22 protein-coding genes are annotated in these 20,726 nt (G+C 74.6%); 7 read left to right on the top strand and 15 right to left on the bottom strand.

What is annotated here, in order from left to right; genetic code table 11:
- Nucleotides 1-78 precede the first annotated feature (78 nt).
- Genes E0W78_RS12230 through E0W78_RS12220 form a run of 3 tightly spaced genes read left to right on the top strand, consistent with a single transcriptional unit; the run spans nt 79 to nt 2,930 of the window.
- Nucleotides 79-966: a helix-turn-helix transcriptional regulator gene (locus E0W78_RS12230; RefSeq protein WP_131404235.1), complete on the top strand. Its 888-nt coding sequence runs from the start codon at nt 79-81 to the stop codon at nt 964-966.
- A 7-nt stretch (nt 967-973) separates the two neighbouring features.
- Nucleotides 974-2,023, top strand: a complete 1,050-nt coding sequence (locus E0W78_RS12225; protein ID WP_131404234.1) for a biotin/lipoate A/B protein ligase family protein — start codon at nt 974-976, stop codon at nt 2,021-2,023.
- Nucleotides 2,024-2,036: 13 nt separating this feature from the next.
- Nucleotides 2,037-2,930, top strand: coding sequence for a GNAT family N-acetyltransferase (locus E0W78_RS12220; protein WP_131404233.1), 894 nt, complete (start codon nt 2,037-2,039; stop codon nt 2,928-2,930).
- Between the two features lie 178 nt (nt 2,931-3,108).
- Here the strand turns inward: E0W78_RS12220 and E0W78_RS12215 are convergent, their stop codons facing one another.
- The 9 genes from E0W78_RS12215 to E0W78_RS12175 form a co-directional block, all read right to left on the bottom strand.
- Entirely contained in the window at nt 3,109-4,263 is a 1,155-nt protein-coding gene (locus E0W78_RS12215; RefSeq protein WP_131404232.1) for a GDSL-type esterase/lipase family protein, read from the bottom strand.
- Entirely contained in the window at nt 4,260-4,847 is a 588-nt protein-coding gene (locus E0W78_RS12210; RefSeq protein WP_131404231.1) for a TetR-like C-terminal domain-containing protein, read from the bottom strand. Before E0W78_RS12210 ends, E0W78_RS12215 begins: the two co-directional genes overlap by 4 nt.
- Before the next feature lie 43 nt (nt 4,848-4,890).
- Nucleotides 4,891-5,277 (bottom strand): alternative ribosome rescue aminoacyl-tRNA hydrolase ArfB, encoded by a 387-nt coding sequence (gene arfB / locus E0W78_RS12205; RefSeq protein ID WP_242686335.1) that lies wholly within the window; start codon nt 5,275-5,277, stop codon nt 4,891-4,893.
- A gap of 13 nt (nt 5,278-5,290) precedes the next feature.
- Nucleotides 5,291-5,884, bottom strand: a complete 594-nt coding sequence (locus E0W78_RS12200) for a PadR family transcriptional regulator (protein WP_131404229.1) — start codon at nt 5,882-5,884, stop codon at nt 5,291-5,293.
- A 90-nt stretch (nt 5,885-5,974) separates the two neighbouring features.
- Nucleotides 5,975-6,358 (bottom strand): MmcQ/YjbR family DNA-binding protein, encoded by a 384-nt coding sequence (locus E0W78_RS12195; RefSeq protein ID WP_131404228.1) that lies wholly within the window; start codon nt 6,356-6,358, stop codon nt 5,975-5,977.
- 22 nt (nt 6,359-6,380) lie between these two features.
- Nucleotides 6,381-7,241 carry an inositol monophosphatase family protein gene (locus E0W78_RS12190; RefSeq protein WP_131404227.1) on the bottom strand — a complete coding sequence of 287 codons (861 nt, stop codon included), beginning with the start codon at nt 7,239-7,241 and terminating at the stop codon, nt 6,381-6,383.
- A gap of 18 nt (nt 7,242-7,259) precedes the next feature.
- Complete coding sequence (gene rsgA / locus E0W78_RS12185) at nt 7,260-8,240, bottom strand: ribosome small subunit-dependent GTPase A (protein WP_242686334.1); 981 nt, start codon at nt 8,238-8,240, stop codon at nt 7,260-7,262.
- Nucleotides 8,237-9,523 (bottom strand): 3-phosphoshikimate 1-carboxyvinyltransferase, encoded by a 1,287-nt coding sequence (aroA, locus tag E0W78_RS12180; RefSeq protein WP_131404225.1) that lies wholly within the window; start codon nt 9,521-9,523, stop codon nt 8,237-8,239. The genes rsgA and aroA overlap by 4 nt, the downstream gene beginning before the upstream one ends.
- A 101-nt stretch (nt 9,524-9,624) precedes the next feature.
- Nucleotides 9,625-10,116 carry a DoxX family protein gene (locus E0W78_RS12175; protein WP_131404224.1) on the bottom strand — a complete coding sequence of 164 codons (492 nt, stop codon included), beginning with the start codon at nt 10,114-10,116 and terminating at the stop codon, nt 9,625-9,627.
- Between the two features lie 69 nt (nt 10,117-10,185).
- Here E0W78_RS12175 and E0W78_RS12170 point away from each other — a divergent pair, with 69 nt between their 5' ends.
- The 3 genes from E0W78_RS12170 (at nt 10,186) to rsrA (ending at nt 11,889) form a co-directional block, all read left to right on the top strand.
- The gene (locus E0W78_RS12170; protein WP_131404223.1) at nt 10,186-10,881 is read left to right on the top strand and encodes an SOS response-associated peptidase; all 696 of its coding nucleotides are present in this window, start codon (nt 10,186-10,188) and stop codon (nt 10,879-10,881) included.
- A gap of 139 nt (nt 10,882-11,020) precedes the next feature.
- Nucleotides 11,021-11,629, top strand: a complete 609-nt coding sequence (locus E0W78_RS12165) for a sigma-70 family RNA polymerase sigma factor (protein ID WP_207392745.1) — start codon at nt 11,021-11,023, stop codon at nt 11,627-11,629.
- Nucleotides 11,626-11,889, top strand: a complete 264-nt coding sequence (rsrA, locus tag E0W78_RS12160) for a mycothiol system anti-sigma-R factor (protein ID WP_131404221.1) — start codon at nt 11,626-11,628, stop codon at nt 11,887-11,889. The genes E0W78_RS12165 and rsrA overlap by 4 nt, the downstream gene beginning before the upstream one ends.
- Before the next feature lie 169 nt (nt 11,890-12,058).
- Here rsrA and E0W78_RS12155 read toward each other — a convergent pair whose 3' ends face one another.
- Genes E0W78_RS12155 through E0W78_RS12130 form a run of 6 tightly spaced genes read right to left on the bottom strand, consistent with a single transcriptional unit; the run spans nt 12,059 to nt 19,117 of the window.
- Complete coding sequence (locus E0W78_RS12155; RefSeq protein ID WP_131404220.1) at nt 12,059-12,427, bottom strand: thioesterase; 369 nt, start codon at nt 12,425-12,427, stop codon at nt 12,059-12,061.
- Between the two features lie 34 nt (nt 12,428-12,461).
- Nucleotides 12,462-14,219, bottom strand: coding sequence for an ABC transporter ATP-binding protein (locus E0W78_RS12150; RefSeq protein ID WP_131404219.1), 1,758 nt, complete (start codon nt 14,217-14,219; stop codon nt 12,462-12,464).
- On the bottom strand, nt 14,216-15,946 hold the full coding sequence (locus tag E0W78_RS12145; protein WP_131404218.1) for an ABC transporter ATP-binding protein: 1,731 nt from the start codon (nt 15,944-15,946) through the stop codon (nt 14,216-14,218). The genes E0W78_RS12150 and E0W78_RS12145 overlap by 4 nt, the downstream gene beginning before the upstream one ends.
- 49 nt (nt 15,947-15,995) lie before the next feature.
- The gene (locus E0W78_RS12140; protein ID WP_131404217.1) at nt 15,996-16,514 is read right to left on the bottom strand and encodes a GNAT family N-acetyltransferase; all 519 of its coding nucleotides are present in this window, start codon (nt 16,512-16,514) and stop codon (nt 15,996-15,998) included.
- On the bottom strand, nt 16,507-18,177 hold the full coding sequence (locus E0W78_RS12135; RefSeq protein ID WP_131404216.1) for an acetolactate synthase: 1,671 nt from the start codon (nt 18,175-18,177) through the stop codon (nt 16,507-16,509). Before E0W78_RS12135 ends, E0W78_RS12140 begins: the two co-directional genes overlap by 8 nt.
- Nucleotides 18,178-18,202: 25 nt before the next feature.
- Nucleotides 18,203-19,117 (bottom strand): DUF2785 domain-containing protein, encoded by a 915-nt coding sequence (locus tag E0W78_RS12130; RefSeq protein WP_242686333.1) that lies wholly within the window; start codon nt 19,115-19,117, stop codon nt 18,203-18,205.
- Between the two features lie 47 nt (nt 19,118-19,164).
- Between E0W78_RS12130 and E0W78_RS12125 the strand changes: the two genes are divergently transcribed.
- Nucleotides 19,165-20,613, top strand: coding sequence for a sensor histidine kinase (locus E0W78_RS12125; protein WP_131404215.1), 1,449 nt, complete (start codon nt 19,165-19,167; stop codon nt 20,611-20,613).
- Nucleotides 20,614-20,726 lie beyond the last annotated feature (113 nt).

Below are 20,726 nucleotides of genomic sequence, written 5' to 3'. Positions count from 1 at the left end.
GGTGATGCTCCTTCTGTGGGGTCTGCTGTCAATCTAGGCTCGTCCTGTCCCGCTTTCACGGTCGAGAAGGGTCCGTTCATGGTCGATGTGCGACAGATCGCCGACGTCGGCTACGCGCCACCGCCCTCGGTGTCGACCTCGGTGGAGGCGATCGGGCTGGCCGACCTGCGCCGGCGGGCCGGCGGGTCGATCCCGCCCGGCGCCCAGCGGCTCGACTTCCACGTCGTGCTGGCGGTGACGTCCGGCCGGTCGACGCACATGGTCGACTTCGAGACCGTCGACCTCGCACCGGGCACCGTGCTGTGGATCCGCCCGGGCCAGGTGCACGGCTGGGGCGACATGGACGCGTTCGACGGGCACGTCGTCATGGCCGCCCGCGACGCGTTCGACGGCGTGCGCGAGGTGTCGGCCTGGGTGAGCGACCCGTTCGCCCCGACGCGCTGGCCGCTCGACCCCGCCGCCCCCGCGTTCGCCGCCGTGCTGGACGTCGGACGGTTCGACGACGCGGGCCTGGACACGTCCGTCCAGGACGCGGTGCTGCGCTGGCAGGCGTCCACGGCGGCGCTGCTGCTCGCGGCCGCCGTCGGGGCCGAGGTCGGCGTGCAGCCGCCGCTGTTCACCGCCTTCCGGCGACTGGTGGAGCGCCGCTTCGACGCCGAGCGCGACGTCCGGGCCTACGCCCGCGAGCTGGCCGTCACCCCGCGGACGCTCGAGCGGGCGGTCGCCGCCGCCGTCGGCACCACGCCCAAGAAGGTCGTCGACCAGCGGGTCGCGCTCGAGGCCCGGCGGCTGCTCGTGCACTCCGACGCCAGCGTCGCGTCCATCGCCGCCCGGCTCGCGTTCGGCGACGCGGCCAACTTCTCGCGCTTCTTCGTCCGGCTCACCGGGGAGCTGCCCGGCGCGTTCCGCGAGCGCGTCCGTCCCGCCGCCGGGCCACGGGAAGAGACCGGCACGTCCGCGGGTTGACGCCGGTGTGCACGCAGAGCTGAAGGTTTCCCAGGGCAAGCTGGTCGTCGTCGACCTCGAGGTGGTCGAGGGGAGGATCGCGGACGTCCGGCTGTCCGGCGACTTCTTCCTGGAGCCGGACGAGGCGCTGGGCCACATGTCCGACGCCGTCGAGGGGCTGCCCGTCGACGCGTCCCTGGCGCAGATCGAGGCCGCCGTCGAGGCCGCCCGCGGCGACGCCGTCATGGTCGGCTTCGACCCGCGCTCGATCGCCATGGTCGTGCTGCGCGCCCTCGGCCGGGCCACCACCTGGGCCGACCACGACTTCACCCTCGTCGAGACCGGGCCGCTGCACCCGGCCATGCAGATGGCCGTCGACGAGGTCATCGCCCAGCAGGTCGGCGCCGGCGAGCGTGGACCGGCGCTGCGCATCTGGGAGTGGGCCAGCAACGCGGTCATCATCGGCTCGTTCCAGTCGCTCAGCAACGAGGTCGACCTGGAGGCGGCGGCCCGCCACGACACCACGGTCGTGCGGCGCATCTCCGGCGGCGGCGCCATGTTCGTCGAGCCGGGCAACACGATCACCTACTCGCTGTACGTCCCCGGCACGCTCGTGGAGGGCATGAGCTTCGTCGAGTCCTACGCCTTCCTGGACGCCTGGGTCGTCCGGGCGCTGCGCGAGCTCGGCGTCGCGGCCGACTACAAGCCGGTCAACGACCTCGTCTCGCCCGCGGGCAAGATCGGCGGCGCGGCGCAGAAGCGGCTCGCGTCCGGCGCGGTGCTGCACCACGTGACGATGTCGTACGACATGGACGCGGCCAAGATGCTCGACATCCTGCGCATCGGGCGCGAGAAGCTGTCCGACAAGGGGCACGTGAGCGCGGCCAAGCGGGTCGACCCGATCCGCTCGCAGACCGGCCTGCCGCGTGAGGACGTCGTGAAGGCGCTGGTCGACCACTTCGACCGCGAGAACGGCCCGCTGGCGCGCACGGAGCTCGACGCCGCCACCTGGGAGCGGGCCGAGCGGCTCGCCGAGACCAAGTTCTCCGACCCCGACTGGCTGGCCCGCGTCCCGTAGTTGGATGGGGGTCGTGAACGCGCCCCACGACGTCCGCCCCGCCCGGCCCGAGGACCTGCGCGAGGTGCTCGCCGTCTTCCACGCCGTCGACCTCGACACCGCAGGGGAGACCCTGCTCGACGCGGTCGACCTCGAGGGCTTCTGGTCCGACCCGACCTTCGACGCCGAGCACGACACCCGGCTGGTGTTCGACGGTGGACGTCCGGTCGCCGCGGGGTCGCTGTTCGCCAACGGGTTCGCCCGCGTCGACGTCGTCCCGGACGCGTGCGGACGCGGCCTCGGCACGCTGCTCGCCGACTGGGTCGAGCGGCGCCAGCGCGAGCGCGGCGGCGACCACTGCGAGCAGGAGGCGTTCGAGACCGACACCCGCACCCGCACCTTCCTCGAGGCGCGGGGGTACGTGCCGGCCCACGAGACGTGGTCGCTCGAGCTGCCCGCCGACGCGACGATCGCCGAGCGTCCGCTGCCCGACGGCGTCGTCGTCCGGCCGATGCGGGCCGGCGAGGAGCACGTCGTCCACCAGGTCGTCGAGGACGCGTTCAACGAGTGGGAGGGGCGCACGCCGCGCGCCTTCGAGAGCTGGAAGGCGCTCGTGCTCGACCGTCCCGGCATGACCCAGGACCACCTGCTCGTCGCCGCGGCCGGCGACGACGTGCTGGGCGCGTGCGTCGGCATGGACGGCGAGAGCGACGACGAGTACTGGGTCGCGCAGCTCGCGGTGCGGCGCGACCAGCGGGGCCGCGGCCTGGCCCAGCAGCTGCTCGCGGTCTCCTACGCCGCCGCCCGGGCCCGCGGGCGCACCCGCGGCCGGCTCGACACCGACTCGCGCACCGGCGCGCTGAGCCTCTACGAGCGGCTCGGCATGCACGTGACGCTGTCGTTCACCAGCTACCGCCTCACCCTCTGACCCTCACCCCGCTGCACCTCCGGCGAGATGTGGACGCAGAGGAACCAGGCGTCGGTCCGTGGTGGTGCTTCTCCGTCCACTTCTCGGGGGACGTCCCTTCGACAGGCTCAGGGAGCGGTGGGCGGCTCAGGGAGCGTCTGCCGCTGGCTGAGCCTGTCGAAGCCTCCCTTTGACAGGCTCAGGGAGCGGTGGGGAGGTGGGGGCGGAGCACCTCGGCGAAGCGCTCGCCGACGCGGCGGTGGCCGGCGGTGTCCAGGTGCAGCCGGTCGGGCAGCGGCAGCTCGTCGTGGTCGGCCGGCCCGTAGAGCCCGAGCCCGTCGACCAGGTGCAGGTGCGGGTCGCTCGCGCGCCGGCTCTCCACGACCTGGGTGAGCGCGTCGCGCACCGTGCGCAGCGTCAGGCGTCCGGCGGCGACCTCGGCCGGGTCGCCGGTCGCGACGAAGCGCAGCGTCCCGTCGCTCAGGTCGAATCCGCCCGGCCCCGGGGTGTCCTCGTGGATGGGGCAGAACAGCGGCGTCGCCACCAGCAGCGGCACGTCGGGGTGGCCCTCGCGGATCGTGTCGAGGAAGCCGTGGACGGCCGGCACGAACGCCCGCATCCGCATCGCGTCGGCGTTGACCACGTTGATGCCGAGCTTGACGCTCACGACGTCGGCCGGCAGGTCGCGCAGGGTGCGGGCGACGAACGGGTCGAGCAGCGCGCTGCCGCCGAGGCCGAGGTTGGTCAGGTCGGCGCCGGTCAGCGTGGCGGCGACGGACGTCCAGGTGGACGTCGGGCTGGTGGCGTTGGAGCCCTGGCTGATCGAGCTGCCGTGGTGCAGCCAGCGCGGACGCCCCGAGCGCTCGACCGGACGCACGGGCGCGTCGGCCCGCAGGGCGACCAGCTCGGTGCTCTCCAGGTGGGGCAGCCAGACCTCGACGCGCTTGTCGCCGGCCGGGAGACCGTCGACGCGGAGCGTCCCGGGCCCGCCGGAGCGGCGGTCGGCCGTGCCCGTGCGCGGGTCGAGCACGAGCCGGTCACCGCCGGTGACGGACTGCTGGGCGACGAGCCGGCCGTCGACCAGGACGTCGTAGAGCCCGTCCGGGCGCGGCGGCACGCCGGCGTACTCGCGCCGGGTCGGCAGGGTGCCCAGCTCCAGGACGGTCGCCGCGGTGCGCAGCACCAGCCGGACGCCGGCCGGCTCGATCTCGACCATCGCGACCTGGGGGTCGGTGTTCTGCTCCCGCGCCCACCGCGGCAGCCGGTGCGGACGCACCCCGCGGTCGGTGCGCTCGAGGTCGTGCGCGCCGTGGACGAGGTCGTCGGTCAGCGGGACGGGGACGAGGGTGCTCATGCGGTCTCCTGGTCGGTGGGGGCTGGCCAGGCGCGCAGCAGCGCGTCGAGCGCGTCGAGACTGCGTCGCCAGGACGACTCGGCGTCCGGCCGCGAGTGGCTGAAGCCGCCGGACAGCTCGAGGTCGACGAAGCCGTGGACGAGGCTGCCGAGCAGGCGGACGGCGTGGGTCTGGTCGTCGCCCTCGAGGGCGTAGTCGCGCAGCACCGCGCGGGTCATCTCGGCGTGGCGGGGGCCGGCGCTGCGGGCGGCGGTCTCGTGGTCCAGGTCGTACCGCGAGGCGGCGTAGCGGCCGGGGTGCTCACGGGCGTAGTCGCGGTAGACGTCGGCGAACGCCACGAGGGCGTCCTTGCCGCTGCGCCCGGCCAGCGCGTCGCCCAGCCGGACGGCCATCTCCTCGAGCGCGAGCAGGGCCAGGCGCGTGCGCAGGTCGGCCGAGCTCGTGACGTGCGAGTACAGGCTCGCGACCTTCACGTCGAAGCGTCGGGCGAGCGCGGACAGCGTGACCTGGTCGACGCCCTGCTCGTCGGCGAGCTCGGCGGCGGCCCGGGTCAGGCGGTCGGCGGTGAGTCCGGCACGGGCCACGCTTCCTCCTGGATCTAGGTATCTACCTAAACCCTATAGGAAGTCAGTCCCAGCGGCGCTGGCGCCCGCTCTTGACGTCCGAACGGAGCTTCTTGGCCGCGAGCCGGCGCTCCTGCGAGCCGCGGGTCGGCTTGGTCGCCCGTCGCTTGCGCCGAGGGACCAGCGCGGCGGCCACCAGCTCCTCGAGCCGGGCCTTCGCCGCCTCGCGGTTGCGGTGCTGCGAGGCGTACCGGGACGAGACCACGCGGACGACCCCGTCGGTCGCCCGCGTGCTCAGGGCGGCGAGGACGTGCGCCTTCTGGGCGTCGTCCAGCACCTCGCTGGCGCGGACGTCCCAGAGCAGCTCGGCCTTGGTGTCGGTGGTGTTGACATGCTGCCCGCCCGGCCCCGAGGAACGGCTGAACCGCCACGTGAGCTCGGAGTCGGGCACGCGGTGTCGTCGGTCAGGGGCGGGGTTCATCACCGGCCAGGATGCCGTACAGCCGACGGCGCGTCTCCTCCAGCAGGGCGGTCGCCCGCGCCTGCTGCTCCTCGGTGCCGGTCTTGGCGACCTGGCTCCAGGCGACGATCATCGCCTTGAGCGCCTGGCCGGACTCGGCCGAGACGTGGCTGCCGCGGGCGTGGGCCGTGGCCTCGCGCCACGCGGCGTCGAGCCGCTCGCGGTGCTCGGCCACGTACGTCTGGCCGTCGGCGGTGAGCGAGGCGGTCTTGCGTCCCTCGACCCGCTCGAACTCGATGAGTCCCTCGTCCTCGAGCTGCTGCAGCACGGGGTAGATGGAGCCGGGGCTGGGCGTCCAGGCGCCCTCGGTGCGGTCGCTGACGTCCTGGATCAGCTGGTAGCCGTGGCGCGGGCCGTCGGCGAGCAGCAGCAGGGCCGCGGCGCGCACGTCGCCGCCCCGTCCGCCGCGGCGCCGGCCGCGTCCGCGTCCGCCGCCGGGACCGAAGCCCGGACCGAACCCCGGGCCCAGGCCCAGGTCGTCGAAGTCGCCGCGGCGCGGGCTGCGCCGTCCGTCGTGGTGGTGGTGTCGGGTCCGCATGGGACACCTCCTGGTTCTGAGGAACGCCGACGGGTGTCGGCGATGCACTAACGATATATCGAAAGTGCATCGCCGACAAGGTCGACCGACTCAGGCCTCGCGCGCGAAGGCCGCCGGGTCGACGGGGCGGGACGCGCGGGGGAGCTTCTCGACCACCAGGAGGTAGGAGTCGGTGACCAGCTCGTCCACGAGGTCGCCGGTCAGGCCACCGCCGGGGTGCAGCGTGATCCAGTGCCGCTTGTCCATGTGGTAGCCGGCCGTCACGTCGTCGTGCTGCTCGCGCAGCACGCGGGCGTCGGCGGGATCGGCCTTGAGGACGACGATCGGCGATCCGGTGACGGCGGTCAGGAGCAGGAAGACCTTGCCGCGGACCTTGAAGACGTCCCAGTCCGGGCCGAACGGGTGCTCGAGCCCGGCGCCGGGCAGCTGCTCGGCGCGGTCCCTCGCGCGCTGCTGGAGGTGGGTGCCGTGCATCGGTCCTCCTCGTCGCGTGGGCTCAGTCGCGCTCGCGCGCCCAGTCGAAGCGGGTCACGTTGCTGTCGTCGTCGTGCGGCTCGGCGTCGGGGAAGTAGCCGAGGTACGCCATGGCGGCGTCGTGCAGGCGGGTGTTGGTGGCCAGGGCGTTGACGCCCCACGGGCCCGGCTCGCCGCTCAGCGAGGCGAACGTGCCGCCGGCCTCGCGGACGATGACGTCCAGCGCGGCCATGTCCCACACCTTCAGCTCGGGCTCGGCGGCCACGTCGACGACGCCCTCGGCGAGCATCATGTACGACCAGAAGTCGCCGTACGCCCGCGTGCGCCAGCAGCGGCGGGTCAGCGCGAGGAAGGGCTCGAGCCGGCCGATCTCCTCCCAGCCGTGCAGCGAGGAGTAGGAGAACGAGGCGTGGTCGAGGTCGCCCACCTGCGAGACCTGGATGCGGCGCGACGACATGAGCGACTTGCCGGTGTAGGCGCCCGAGCCCTTCGACGCCCACCAGCGGCGGCCGAGCGCGGGGGCCGAGACGCAGCCGGCGACGATCTCGCCGTCCTCCTCCAGCGCGATGAGCGTCGCCCACACCGGGACGCCGCGCACGAAGTTGGACGTGCCGTCGATCGGGTCGATGATCCAGCGCCGGCCCTCGGTGGCGCCGACCTGCTCGCCCTGCTCCTCGCCCAGCACGCCGTCACGGGTGCGGGCGCTGCGCAGGGTGCGGCGGATGGCCTCCTCGACGGCCTGGTCGGACTCGGTCACGTAGGTCATGTCCGGCTTCGTCGAGACCTCCAGGTCGACGGCGCCGAAGCGGTCCATCGAGAGGTTGTCGGCGGTGTCGGCCAGGACGTGCGCGAGTCGCAGGTCGTCGTGGTACGCGTGGGCCATGGGGCCAACCGTACCGGTCTAGTCGCGTCCCTCGCGGCTGGTGAGGACACGCCGGAACGAGGCCACGCGCGCGGGCGCGACCCGGCCCTCGGCGACGGCCAGGTCGAGGCCGCACTCGGGCTCGCTCGCCGCGTGGGTGCAGCCGCGCGGGCAGGCCTCGCTGGCGGCGTCCAGGTCGGGGAACGCGCGGATGATGCGGTCGACCTCGACGTGGGCCAGGCCGAACGAGCGGAACCCCGGGGTGTCGACGATCGTGCCGCCGAACGGCAGCGGCAGCCAGACCGCCGAGGTGGACGTGTGCCGGCCGCGTCCGGTGACCTCGTTGACGTGGCTGGTGGTGCGCTGGGCGTCCGGCACGAGCTGGTTGACCAGCGTCGACTTGCCCACGCCGCTGTGCCCGAGGAGCACGCTCACCTTGTCGCGCAGCACCTCGCGCAGCTCGTCCAGGTCCTGGGCGTTCTGCGTGACGAGCACCTGGACGTCCAGCGGCTCGAGCAGCCCGAGCACCTCGGCGGGGTCGGCCAGGTCGGCCTTGGTCAGGCACACGATCGGCGTCATGCCGGCGTCGTAGGCCGCGACCAGGCAGCGGTCGATGAGGCCGGGCCGCGGCGGCGGGTCGGCGAGCGCGGTGACGACGACCATCTGGTCGGCGTTGGCCACGACGATGCGCTCGATCGGGTCGTCGTCGTCCGCGGTGCGGCGCAGCTCGGTGCGGCGGGGGACGACCTCGACGATGCGGGCCAGGGTGTCGGGCAGGCCGGACAGGTCGCCCACGACGCGCACCTCGTCGCCGACCACGACGCCCTTGCGGCCGAGGTGGCGGGCCTTGACGGTGGTGACGCGACGGCGGTCGTCGTCGAGCTCGACGGTCACGCGGCCCCGGTCGATCGTCACGACGCGCGCGGTCACCGCGTCGTCGTACGTCGGACGCTCCTTGGTGCGCGGGCGGGTGTGCCGGCGCGGGCGCTCGAAGCGGGCGTGCTCGTCGTCGTCCCTCACACCAGCCGCCCCCATACGTCGGCGAAGCCGGGGAAGGTCTTGGCCGTCGTCGCGACGTCCTCGACCAGCACGCCCGGGACGCGCAGGCCGAGCACGACGGCGGCGTGGGCCATGCGGTGGTCGTGGTAGGTGCCGAAGCGGCCGCCGTGCAGCGGGCGCGGCGTGATGCGCAGCCCGTCGGCGGTCTCCTGGACGTCGCCGCCGAGCGCGTTCAGCTCGGTGGCGAGCGCGGCGAGGCGGTCGGTCTCGTGGCCGCGCAGGTGCGCGATGCCGCGCAGGGTCGACGGCTCCACGGCCAGCGCGGCGAGGGCGGCGACCACCGGGGTCAGCTCGCCGACGTCGGACAGGTCGAGGTCGACGCCGCGCAGGATGCCGGAGCCGGTGACGGTCAGGCCGTCGTCGTCGAGGGTCGCGGTGCCGCCGAACGCCTCGACCAGCGCGCGCCAGGCGTCGCCGGCCTGGTCGGTGTGCTCGGGCCAGCCCTCGACCGTCACGCGTCCGCCGGTGACCAGGGCGGCGGCCACGAACGGGCCGGCGTTCGACAGGTCGGGCTCGACGGCGACGTCGACGGCGGCGACGGGACCGGGCGAGACCACCCAGCGTCCGGGCGTGGCGTCGTCGACCCGCACGCCGCGGCGGCGCAGCTCGTTCACGGTCATCTCGACGTGCGGCGCGGAGGGCAGCCGCCCGCCGGTGTGCCGGACGTCCACGCCCTGCTCGAAGCGGGGACCGGCCAGCAGCAGCGCCGACACGAACTGGCTGGACGCCGACGCGTCGACCTCGACCGGGCCGCCGCGCACGGTGCCGGTGCCGCGGACCGTGAACGGGAGGGTCCCGCGCCCGTCGTCGTCGATGCCGACGCCGAGGGCGCGCAGGGCGTCGAGCACGCCGGCCATCGGACGCACGCGGGCGCGCTCGTCGCCGTCGAAGGTGACCGGCCCGTCGTGCAGGGCGGCGACCGGGGGCACGAAGCGCATGACGGTGCCGGCCAGGCCGCAGTCGACGTGCAGCGCGGTGCCGGACGCGGGGGAGACGGGGGTGACGGTCCAGGCGTCCGCCCCACGCTCGACCCGGGCGCCGAGCGCCTGCAGCGCGGCGACCATGAGGTCGGAGTCGCGCGAGACGAGCGGACGCCGCAGCGTGCCGGGGCCGTCGGCGATCGCGGCCAGCAGCAGCGCGCGGTTGGTCAGCGACTTGGAGCCCGGCACCTGGACGCGGCCCTGGACGGGACGCTCCGGCGTCGGAGCGGGCCAGAGGTCGGGGGCGGCGGGCGTCTGGGTCATCGGCGTCACTCTATCGGCGCGCGGACCCGTCCCGGTGCGACGCCACGACGCACGGACGGCGCCACGGCCGAGGCCGTGACGCCGTCCGGGGACGCGCCGGGTCAGTGCAGGATGCTGTCGACCTTGTCGCCGGCGGCGTGGACGGCGTGCACCGTCCTGTCCTTCGCACGGCGGGCGAGGATCTTCTTCTTCGGGTCGGGGTCGAGCGTGGCCATGAGCAGGCCGCCCATGAGCGAGACGTTCTTGAGGAAGTGGATCGTCTGGTTGGTCCGCTGCTGCGGGTCCGACTCCGTCCAGAACGGGTGTCCCTGGACGGTCGTGGCGGGCAGGGTCGAGGCGAGCGCGAACGAGGCCAGGCGCGGGAACCGGCCGGTGGCCAGGGCGAGGCCGGCCACGACGTGGACGGCGGCGTTGGCGCGCACCACGTTCTCGGGGGTGGCGCTCACCGGCATCGACGGCGCGGCCTTGCCGAGCGCGTCGGCCACCGGCTGGGCGGCGGGAGCGGCGTGCTGCGGCGCGCGCAGCGACTGCACGCCCCCGTAGACGAACATCGAGGCGAGCATCGGGCGGGCGACGGCGCGGAGAACGGTCATGGGTCCGTTCTACCGTCTCTGGCGTCCGGGGCAACTCCGCTCGTCGGTGGGCTGTGCCAGGCTGGACGCATGTGCGGCCGCTACGCCACGAACCTCACGCCCGCTGCGCTCGAGACCGAGTTCGCGGTCGGCGTCGCCAACTCCTTCGTCGACCTCGAGCCGTCCTACAACGTCGCGCCGACCGACACCCAGGCGATCGTCGTGGCCCGGCCCGACGACGAGGGCACCGTGCAGCGCCAGCTGCGCGCCGCCCGCTGGGGCCTGGTGCCGTCGTGGGCGAAGGACCCCAAGATCGGCAACCGCATGATCAACGCGCGGGTCGAGACGGTCGCCGAGAAGCCGGCCTACAAGAAGGCGTTCGCGTCGCGGCGGGCCATCGTCCCGGCCACCGGCTACTACGAGTGGTACGTCAAGGACGACGGCGGCAAGCAGCCGTTCTTCATCCGCCCGAAGGACGGCTCGCCGCTGGCCATGGCCGGTCTCTACGAGTTCTGGAAGGCCACCGACGACGAGTGGCTGGTCAGCTTCACCGTCATCACCACCACCGCCGAGGACTCGCTCGGCCGCATCCACGACCGCATGCCGTTCGTCGTTGAGCGCGAGGCGTACGAGGCCTGGCTCGACCCCACCGCGTCAGGCCCCGAGCTGCTCGACCTGCTCGTGCCGGCCGCGCCCGGACGCCTCGACGCCTACCCGGTGAGCACCGCCGTGGGCAACGTCCGCAACGACTCGCCCGAGCTGATCGAGCCGCTGCCGGCCGCGTGAGCCGCGTCCCGGCGGGGCCGGGAACAAGCCGGGCCCCGGCACGGTTGTGACAGGCATGATCGGATGCCTCGAACGCCCCACCGACGTCGTGGGCTCGCCGGACGGCGCCCGTCGGACGTCGGCAGTAGGCTTGACAGTGATGACCGACGACCAGGACGTCCGCGAGACCGAGACCCCGGAGCAGCGCCAGGCGCGCTTCGAGGCCGATGCGCTGCCCTTCCTCGACCAGCTCTACTCCGCCGGCCTGCGCATGACGCGCTCGCCGCAGGACGCCGAGGACCTGGTGCAGGAGACCTACGCGAAGGCGTTCACCGCCTTCCACCAGTTCAAGCCCGGCACGAACCTCAAGGCCTGGCTGTACCGCATCCTCACCAACACGTACATCAACTCGTACCGCAAGAAGCAGCGCCAGCCCCAGCAGATGACCGACGAGGTCGAGGACTGGCAGATCGCCGCGGCGGCCGCGCACACGTCCACCGGGCTCAAGTCCGCCGAGATGGAGGCGCTCGAGCACCTGCCCGACAGCGACGTCAAGGACGCGCTGCAGGCCCTGCCCGAGGACTTCCGCATGGCGGTCTACCTGGCCGACGTCGAGGGCTTCCCGTACAAGGAGATCGCCGAGATCATGGACACGCCGATCGGCACCGTGATGTCGCGGCTGCACCGTGGTCGGCGTCAGCTGCGCGAGAGCCTGGCCGACTACGCCCGCGAGCGGGGCATGCGCGTGGGAGCGGGTGAGAAGGCATGAGCTGCGACGGACCCGACTGCTCCGAGGCGCTGGAGAAGCTCTACCTGTTCATCGACCACGAGATGGACGACGCCTCCTGCGAGGAGGTGCAGGCCCACATCGACAGCTGCTCGGAGTGCCTGACCGAGTACGACCTGGAGCGCCTGGTCAAGCAGGTCGTCTCCCGCTCGTGCCGCGAGCCGGCCCCCGCCCCGCTGCGCGACCGGGTGCTGCTGAGCATCCGCACCGTGCAGGTGACGATCGAGACGCGCGAGGGCTGACCGGCCCCGGAACGACAAAGACCCCCGTCGGAGACGACGGGGGTCTTTCTCTGCTCAGGGAGCGATGCTCACGCGTTGGGGCGCTTGCCGTGGTTCGCGCCCTTCTTGCGGCGAGCGCGGCGCTTGCGTCCGGTCTTGCCCATGGTGTCCTCCTCTGACGTACGACGCCTCAGTCTCCCACAGGCGTCACACGGGCGAGAAATCGCTCCCGGTCGACCACGACCCGGCGCACCTCGCCGGACGCCACCAGGCGCGCGCCCTCGTGCGCGGCGACGGTGAAGATGACCAGCCGGCCGTCGCGGCGCAGCACGTCGGCGGTGGTGGTGACCGTCGCCCCGACCGCGGACGCCGAGGAGTGCTCGACCTCCACGCGGGTGCCGACGCTGGTGGTGCCGGGGGTCAGCTCGGTCTCGAGGGCCGCGACGGTGGTGGCCTCCAGCCAGGCCAGCAGGACGGGGGTGCCGAGGACGGGGACGTCGCCGCTGCCCACCGCCTGCGCGGTGTGGGCCTCGGTGACGGTGTGGGTCAGGGTCGCCATGGGGCCACCCTAGGAGGCCGCGCCGACGGGAGGGTCAGGACGACGTCCAGGCCCGCCACAGCTCGGCGTAGCGTCCCTCGGCCGCGACGAGCTCGTCGTGCGGGCCCTGCTCGACGACGCGTCCGGCCTCCATCACCACGACCCGGTCGGCGGTGCGCGCCTGGGTGAGCCGGTGCGCGACGACGACGGCCGAGCGGCCGCGGACGACCTCGAGCGCGGCGTCCTCCAGGTCGCGGGCGCCGGCCGAGCCCGCCTCGGCGGTCGCCTCGTCCAGCACCACCACGGCGGGGTCGCGCAGCAGCACGCGGGCCAGCGCCACCTGCTGGGCCTGGGCGGCGGTCAGCTCGACGCCGAACGTCCCGACGGGCGCGTCGAGCCCGCCGGGCAGCGTCGCCAGCCAGCCGGACGCGCCGACGCGGTCCAGCGCCTCGTGCAGGTCGGCGTCGTCGGCGTCCTCGCGGGCCAGGGTGAGGTTGTCGCGCAGGGTGCCGGTGAGCACGTGCACCTCCTGCGAGACGACGGCCACGTGACGGCGGACGGTCGCGGGCCCGAGCTCGTCCAGCGGACGCCCGGCCAGGCGGACCGATCCGGACGTCGGCGTCACCAGACCGGCGGCGACGGCGGCCAGCGTCGTCTTGCCCGCGCCGGTGGAGCCGACCAGGGCGACCCGCTCACCCGGGGCGACGGCCAGGTCGACGTCGTGCAGCACCGGCACGCCGGGCTCCCAGGCGTGGCCGACACCCGACAGCACGAGCGCCGGCGCGCCGGGCAGGTCGTGGGCCGCGGTCTCGTCGCGGGGCAGCAGGGCGACGCCGGCGAGCCGGGCCAGCGAGGCGCCGGAGCGCTGCACGACGTCGAAGACCATGAGCACCGCGCCGATGGGGTTGAACAGGCGGTGGAAGTACAGCGCGGCCGCGGTCGCCGCGCCGACGGTGACGGCACCGTCGCGCACCAGCCAGAACCCGGCACCGAGCACGAGCAGCATGCCGACGAGCTCGGCGCGGTTCATGCGGGCCCAGAAGCGGGTGAGCATGACGAAGACGTCCTGGGCCAGCCCGCGGGCGGTGTCGGACGTGCGCTCGACCTGCTCCATCGCCAGGCGCTCGTGGCCGAACGCGCGCCACGTGCCCGCACCCTGGACGCCGGCCATGAGCGCCTCGGCGCGCTCGCCCTGCGCGACCCGCTCGCGGCGGTAGAACGGGCCGGAGCGCGGCAGGTACCAGCCCAGCGACGCGGCGTAGGCCGGCAGCGCGAGCAGCCCGGCGAGGCCGAGCCGCCAGTCGAGCGCGAACAGGCCACCGGCGGTGAAGACGATCGCGGTGAGCGAGCCGACCAGCAGCGGCACGGCCTCGTCGAGCGCGTCGGTGACCGTGCGGACGTCGTCGCCGACGCGGGCCATCACGTCGCCGGTGCCCGCGGCCTCGAGGCGTCCGGAGTCGAGCCGCAGCGAGCGGTCCAGCACGTCCTCGCGCAGCTGGGCGAGCGCGGGCACGGCGGTCTGGGCGAGGGCGCCGACGGCCACCACCTCGGCCAGGGCACCGACGAGCGCGGCGGCGACGATCGACAGCACCGGCGTGGCCAGGTCGTCCCGGCTGCCACCGTCGCGGACGACGTCCACGACGACGCCGAGGGCCCACGGCGACACGACGCCGGCCAGCCCGGCCAGGACGAAGCCGAGCACGGTGGCGGTCGCGGCCACCGGCCGGCGGGCCAGCAGCCGCAAGGTCAGCCGGGTCGTCGCTCCCCGTCCGGCGACGGGCAGGAGCGTCCGCTCGGCGGCGGGGGCGCTCATCGCAGCACCGCCTCGCGGTAGTCGGGCTCGGCCAGGAGGGTCGCGTGCGAGGCCTCCGCGGCCACGCGTCCGTCGCGGACCCACACGACGCGGTCGGCGGCGGCGAGCAGCGCGGGGCTGCTGGTCACCACGACGGTCGCGCCGTGGCCGCGACGCAGGGCGCTCAGGCCGGCGGCGACGCGCTGCTCGGTGACTGCGTCGACCGCGCTGGTCGGGTCGTGCAGCACGAGCACCGCGGGCGTGGCCGCGAGCGCCCGGGCGAGCGCGAGCCGCTGGCGCTGGCCGCCGGACAGGCTCGCGCCCCGGGCCCGGACGGCGTGGTCGAGCCCGGTGTCGTGCAGGGCGACGACGTCCTCGGCGGCCGACGCGGCCAGCACCGCGTCGAGCTCGTCGGCGCCCAGGCGGCCCAGCGGGTCGACCACCGAGCGCAGCGTCCCCTCGGGCAGGTAGGCGGCGTGCGGCACGACGAGCACCGAGCGGCGGCGGGCGTCGATGGTCAGCGCGTGGGCCGGCGTCCCGCCGACACGCACCTCGCCGGAGTCCGGCACGACGTCGCCGCCGAGCAGCGCCACGAGCGCGGCCGCCGCGGCCGGGTCGTCGACCGCGAGGGCGAGCAGCTCGCCGTCGGACGTGCTGAGGCTGACGTCCCGCAGACGGCCGTGGGTCACGCCGGCGAGCTCGACGCGCGGACGCTCCGGCACGTCCGCCACGGTGCCGTCGACGAGGTCGCGCTCGGTGGACAGGAACGCCGCGATGCGCCGGGCGGACGCCCACGACGAGGCGGCCTGGGCGCTGAGGTCGCCCAGGTGCTTGATCGGCTCCGCCAGGAACTGGGTCAGGCCCACGACCGCCACGAGCTGGCCGAGCGACAGGTCGCCGTCCAGCGCCTTGCTGCCGGCCAGCCAGGCGACCAGGGCCAGGAAGGCGCCGGCGATGAACGTGGTGAGTCCGCTCAGGTAGCCCCACGAGCGCGCGGTGACCACGGCCGAGCGCTGCGCGGCGCGGCTGCTCGTGCGGTAGCGGTGGCTGGCCACGTCCTCGGCGCCGATGCCCTTGATCGGCCGGACGCCGGCGACCAGGTCGCCCGCGAGCCCCGCGACGCGCGCCACGGCGGCCTGCTCGCGCTCGGTGCGGCGGGCGACGACGGGGGAGACGGCCTGGGTGAGCGCGATCGTCACCGGCAGGCCGAGCAGCACGACGAGCGCGAGCGTGACGTCGACGCCGACGAGGTAGACGGCGGTGACGACGACGGTCACGAGCGAGGCGATCGTGTAGCCGAGCTGGCGCACCAGCATCGTCACCTTGTCGGCGTCGGAGGTGGCCAGCGACAGCGTCTCGCCCGACAGCTGCTCGTCGCGGACGCCGCGCGGGTCGAGCACGTGCCCGGCGGCCTCGAGCCGGAGCCGGTGCGACTCGGCCTGCTGGACGCGGAGCGCCATGCGCCCGCCGAAGCGGTAGCTGAGGCTGAAGACGAGGAAGACCAGGCCCAGGCCCAGGCACGAGAGGAGGAACGGCCCGAGGTCGCCGGTCGCGATGCCCTGGTCGACGACGACGCCGATCATGACCGGGACGGCGGCCTCGCCGAGCTGCCACAGGACGGTCAGCACGTAGGCCGACGTCAGCAGGCCGCGGTTGCGGCGGAACGGCTCCAGCACCACCCGGCGGGCCGTGTGCGGCACGCCCGGTCCGCCGGCCGCAGGAGCGGCGGGGCGGGAGGGGCGAGGCACCGGGCCATCCTTCCTCACCGGACCCGTGACGCCGAAACCGGCTCCGCGGTCAGCCGGCGGTCAGGCGCAGCCCGAACCCCCACAGCAGCACGTCCGGGAACGGGCTCCAGTCCAGCTCGGGGCGCCGCTCGAACCCGCGCGCGGCGTAGAGCCGGTGCGCGGTCGTCATCTCCGGCAGCGAGCACAGCCGCACCTCGGTCAGCCCCGCGGACCGGGCCTCGTCCAGGCAGGCGTCGAGCAGGGCCGACCCGACCCGGCGGCCGCGCGCGTCCGGCGCGACGGCGAGCATGCGGATCTCGCCGTGGTCGGGTCCGGCGCCCAGCTCGCGCCACGACGAGCCCGGCGGGCACCAGGTGGCGGTGCCCAGCAGCCGCTCGCCGTCGACGGCCGCGAGCACGAGGCTGTCGTGGGACCGGCCGGCGGCGTCGGCGAGGCGGGCCGCGTACACGTCGTCGTACGTGCCGTCGGGACGCGTGAGGTACCCGTCGGCCTCGTAGCCGGCCACGGTGACCGCGCCGACGCGCTCGAGCTCCTCGGGGCGCGCCGGGCGGACCCGGACGTCAGACACCGAACGTCTGGCGGGGGTACGCGGCGGCCACGTCGGTGACGACGTTGACCAGGTACGGCACGTTCGCGGCGAAGGCGCGGTCGAGCGCCGGCCCGATCTCGCGCGGGTCGGTGACCATCTCGCCGGCACCGCCGAGGGCCTGGACGACCTGGTCGTAGCGGGTCTGGGGCGCGAGGTCGGCAGCCACGTCGTAGCCGTAGAGCATCTGCATGGGGCCCTTCTCCAGCCCCCAGGCGCCGTTGTTGCCCATGACCATGACGACCGGCAGGTCGTGCCGCACGAGGGTGTCGACGTCCATGAGGCTCATGCCGGCGGCGCCGTCGCCGTACAGCAGCACGACCTGGCCGGACGGGCGCACGAGCCGGGCGGCCATCGCCGCGCCCATGCCGGCGCCGAGGCAGCCGAACGGGCCGGGGTCGAGCCACCCGCCCGGACGCTGGGGCTCGACGTACTTGCCGGCGAACGACACGAAGTCGCCGCCGTCACCGACGACGACCGCGTCGTCGGCCAGGCGAGGCAGCAGCTCGCCGTAGATGCGCGCGGGGTGGATCGGGTCGGCCTCCGCCGAGAGCAGCGCGGCGTCGCGCTCGGTGGCCTGCGCGACCGTCGCCTGCAGGTTGGACAGCCAGTCGCCCCAGCGCGGCTTGGGGCCGGAGAGCAGGGCGTCCAGCAGCACGTCGAAGCAGGTGGTGAGGTCGCCCGCGGCCGCGCCGGCCAGTTCGGCGTGCCCGGCGAGCTGCTCGGGGGAGTCGGCGACGTGGACGGTGCGCGCGACCGGCGCCTCCTCCTTGCCGCCGAAGACGCCGTAGCCGAGCCGGAAGTCCAGCGGCGTGCCGACCACGACGACCAGGTCGGCCTGGCCGAGCGCACGTCCGCGGGCCTTGGTGACGAGCTGGGGGTGGCCGCCGGGGACGATGCCGCGGCCCATGCCGTTGCTGATGACCGGGACACCGCTCTGCTCGACGAACCGGAGCGCGGCGTCCTCGGCGTGGTCGAGCCACACGTCGCTGCCGATCACGAGGACCGGGTGCACGGCCTCGGCCAGGAGCCGCGCGATGGCCCGCAGAGCGTCGCCGTCGGGCTCGATGACGCGGCGCTCGGCCGGACGCGGGGCGGGCGTGGCCGTGCTGTTGAACAGCTCGTCCATGGGGACGTCGACGAAGGCCGGGCCGCGGTGGGACGAGCCAGCGAGCGAGAACGCCTCGTCGAGCGCCGGGCCGACGTCCTCGACGGTGTGCGCGGTGCGCGCGGACTTGGTGACCGTGGACAGGATCGGCGGGTGGTCGAGCTCCTGCAGGCTGCCCGAGCCCCAGCGTCCGGCCGGGGCGCGGCCGCCGACGCAGACGAGCGGGGAGCCGCTGAAGTAGGCCTGGGTGAGCGGGCTGACGCCGTTCGTGACGCCGGGGCCGGCGGTCAGCACGGCGAGGCCGGGCTTGCGGGTCAGCTTGCCGACCGCCTCGGCCGCGAACACGGCGGACGGCTCGTGGCGCACGTCGACGATGCTCATCGGCGGGTCGGCCTTCACGGCGCCGTCGTACAGCGGGAACACGTGGGCGCCCGACAGGGTGAACATGTGCTCGACCCCGTGCGCGCGAGCCACCTCGACGGCGATCTGCCCGGCGTGCTGCGTGGTCTGGTCGGTCTGGTCGGCCGTCTCCGTCATGTGACGCAGGTTACCCCGGCGTAGGTCAGTGGCGGGGGCGGTTCGCGGGCTCGCGGTACAGCCCCGGGCTCTCGGCGCGGACCTGGTCGAGCACGGCCAGCAGGAGGTCGGCGCGGTGCCGGGGCGGGCGGGCGAACAGGTCGGCGTCCGAGCGCAGGTCGCTGCGGCCCTGGACGCCCAGCGCGAGCTGCAGGTGCAGCGCGCGCAGGAACGCGGACGTGTTGCGGACGGCGGGCGTGGGCCACTCGTCGTCGCGGTGCCCGCGGGTGGGCGGGTGCACGACGCCCGAGCCCAGCCGGTTCAGCCAGGCCTCGACCAGGCCCGGCTCGAGGACGTCGCGGTGCAGCATCGTCATGACCGCGAAGGCGAGCCGGTCCTCCTCGCCGTGGCGCCAGACGTACGGGGTGGGGGTGAGCAGCCGGTCGCCGACCACGTCGAGCAGCACGGTGAGCTCGAGCGCGCCGAGGTGGCGGGAGCGGGCGAGCGCGGCCATGAGCTCGGCGCCGTGGGCGACCGCCTGGGCCCAGCCCTGCGCGCCGAGCCAGCCGCGGTGGTCGTTCTCGCGGACGTACCACCCGGCGGCCTCGTCGCCCCAGGCCAGCACGGTGGTGCGGGGGAGCAGGTGCTCGGACTCGTCGCGGCCGAGCACCTCGGCCAGCACCAGGGCGCTGTAGGAGCGGCGCAGCACGGACGGGTCGCCGTCGTGGCCGAGGCCGTGGCGCAGGCCGGGGAGCAGGCCGTCGCCGAGGCCGCCGAGCAGCTCGTCGTACACGCCTTGGCCGATCCAGGTGGTCAGCAGCGGGTACGCGACGTCCTCGCGGACGCGGGGGTTGGGCGAGCCCAGCAGCTGGACCAGCTCGACCGTGGCCTCGCTGAGGGAGCGGTCGCGAGGGAGCGTCATGCCGCCGGACATCACGGCCTGCCAGTACACCTCGGACACGTCGCCATCGTGCCATGCGCCTCCGACAGCCCTCTAGGCTGACCGACGTGCCCTCGCTCGACTCGATCGTCCGTCACCAGACCGCCCTGGGCCGCGAGGAGGTCGGGCTGCTGCACCGCCTGGTCGCGGACTGGCAGCTGCTGGCCGACCTGGCGTTCGGCGACCTCGTGCTGTGGGTGCTGGACGCCGAGGCGAAGGGCTACTGGGCCGCGGCGCAGATCCGCCCGACCACCGGCGCGACGACCCTGGCCGACGACGTCGTCGGCACGTTCGTGCCGGCCGTCCACGCCCCCGACCTCGTCCGCGCCGCCGCGAACCCGCACCTGAGCACCGAGGTCGACGAGGTCGAGGTGGACGGCGAGCGGGTGTCGGTGCGGTACGTGCCCGTGCGCCGCCGCCAGCGGCTCGTGGGGCTCGTCGAGCACCGCTCCAGCGTCGGAGCCCTGCGCCGTCCGAGCCGGCTGGAGGACGCCTACCTGGAGGCGGCCGGGACGCTCGAGGCGATGCTGACCGCGGGCACGTTCCCGGCCGAGTCCGACTCCGAGCTGGCCGGCAGCCTGCGCGTCGGCGACGGCATGGTGCGCCTGGACGAGCGCGGCACCGTGACCTACGCCAGCCCCAACGCCGTCTCGGCCTACCGCCGCCTCGGCGTGACCGGCAGCCTCGTGGGCACCGAGCTGGCCGCGCTGACCCAGGGGCTCGTCGGGCCTCGCCGCACGGACTCCGCACCGCTCACGATGCTCGGCGGACGCACCCCCGACGAGGGGGAGGTCGAGGGGCCCGGCGCCACCCTGCTGGTGCGCGTGGTGCCGCTGTCCCGCGGGGGCGACCACGACGGCGCCCTGGTGCTGCTGCGCGACGTGACCGAGCTGCGCGTCCGCGAGCGCGAGCTGCTGAGCAAGGACGCCACCATCCGCGAGATCCACCACCGGGTGAAGAACAACCTGCAGACGGTGGCCGCCCTGCTGCGGCTGCAGGCCCGTCGCATGGACTCCCCGCAGGCGCGCACGGCGCTGGTCGAGGCCGAGCAGCGTGTCGGCTCGATCGCGCTCGTCCACGAGACGCTGAGCCAGTCCTTCGACGAGACGGTCGCGTTCGACGACGTCGCCGACCAGCTGCTGCGCTCGGTGCTCGAGGTGGCGACCGCCGACGGCCTGCACGTCGAGGGCCACCGCATCGGCTCGTTCGGCCAGGTCTCGGCCGAGGTCGCCACGCCGCTGGCGCTGGTGCTGACCGAGATCGTCCAGAACGCCGGCGAGCACGCCTTCTCCGGGCGGACGTCCGGCCGCGTGACCGTGGCGGTGAACCGCATCCGCAACCGGCTGCGGCTGCGCGTGAGCGACGACGGGGCGGGACTGCCCGACGACTTCGACCCGCGGTCCAGCCTCGGCCTGTCGATCGTGGCGACGCTGGTCGAGAGCGAGCTGGGCGGACGCCTCACCTTCGACTCGCGTCCGGGCGCCGGCACCACGGTGTCGATCGAGCTCAGCCTCTAGCCGTCCCCGCCCGGGAGCGGTGACCTGGCAACCGAATGGCCGTCTCGTGGGGTTGCCAGCGCACCGCCCACCGGGGGAGGCGAGGACGAAGGGTTGCCGGCTCACCGCTCACG

The sequence above is a fragment of the Aeromicrobium sp. IC_218 genome, assembly GCF_004336805.1.
Classification (GTDB): domain Bacteria; phylum Actinomycetota; class Actinomycetes; order Propionibacteriales; family Nocardioidaceae; genus Aeromicrobium.
The sequence above is the reverse complement of the archived record's forward strand: the minus strand, read 5'-3'. Positions and strand labels throughout refer to the sequence as shown.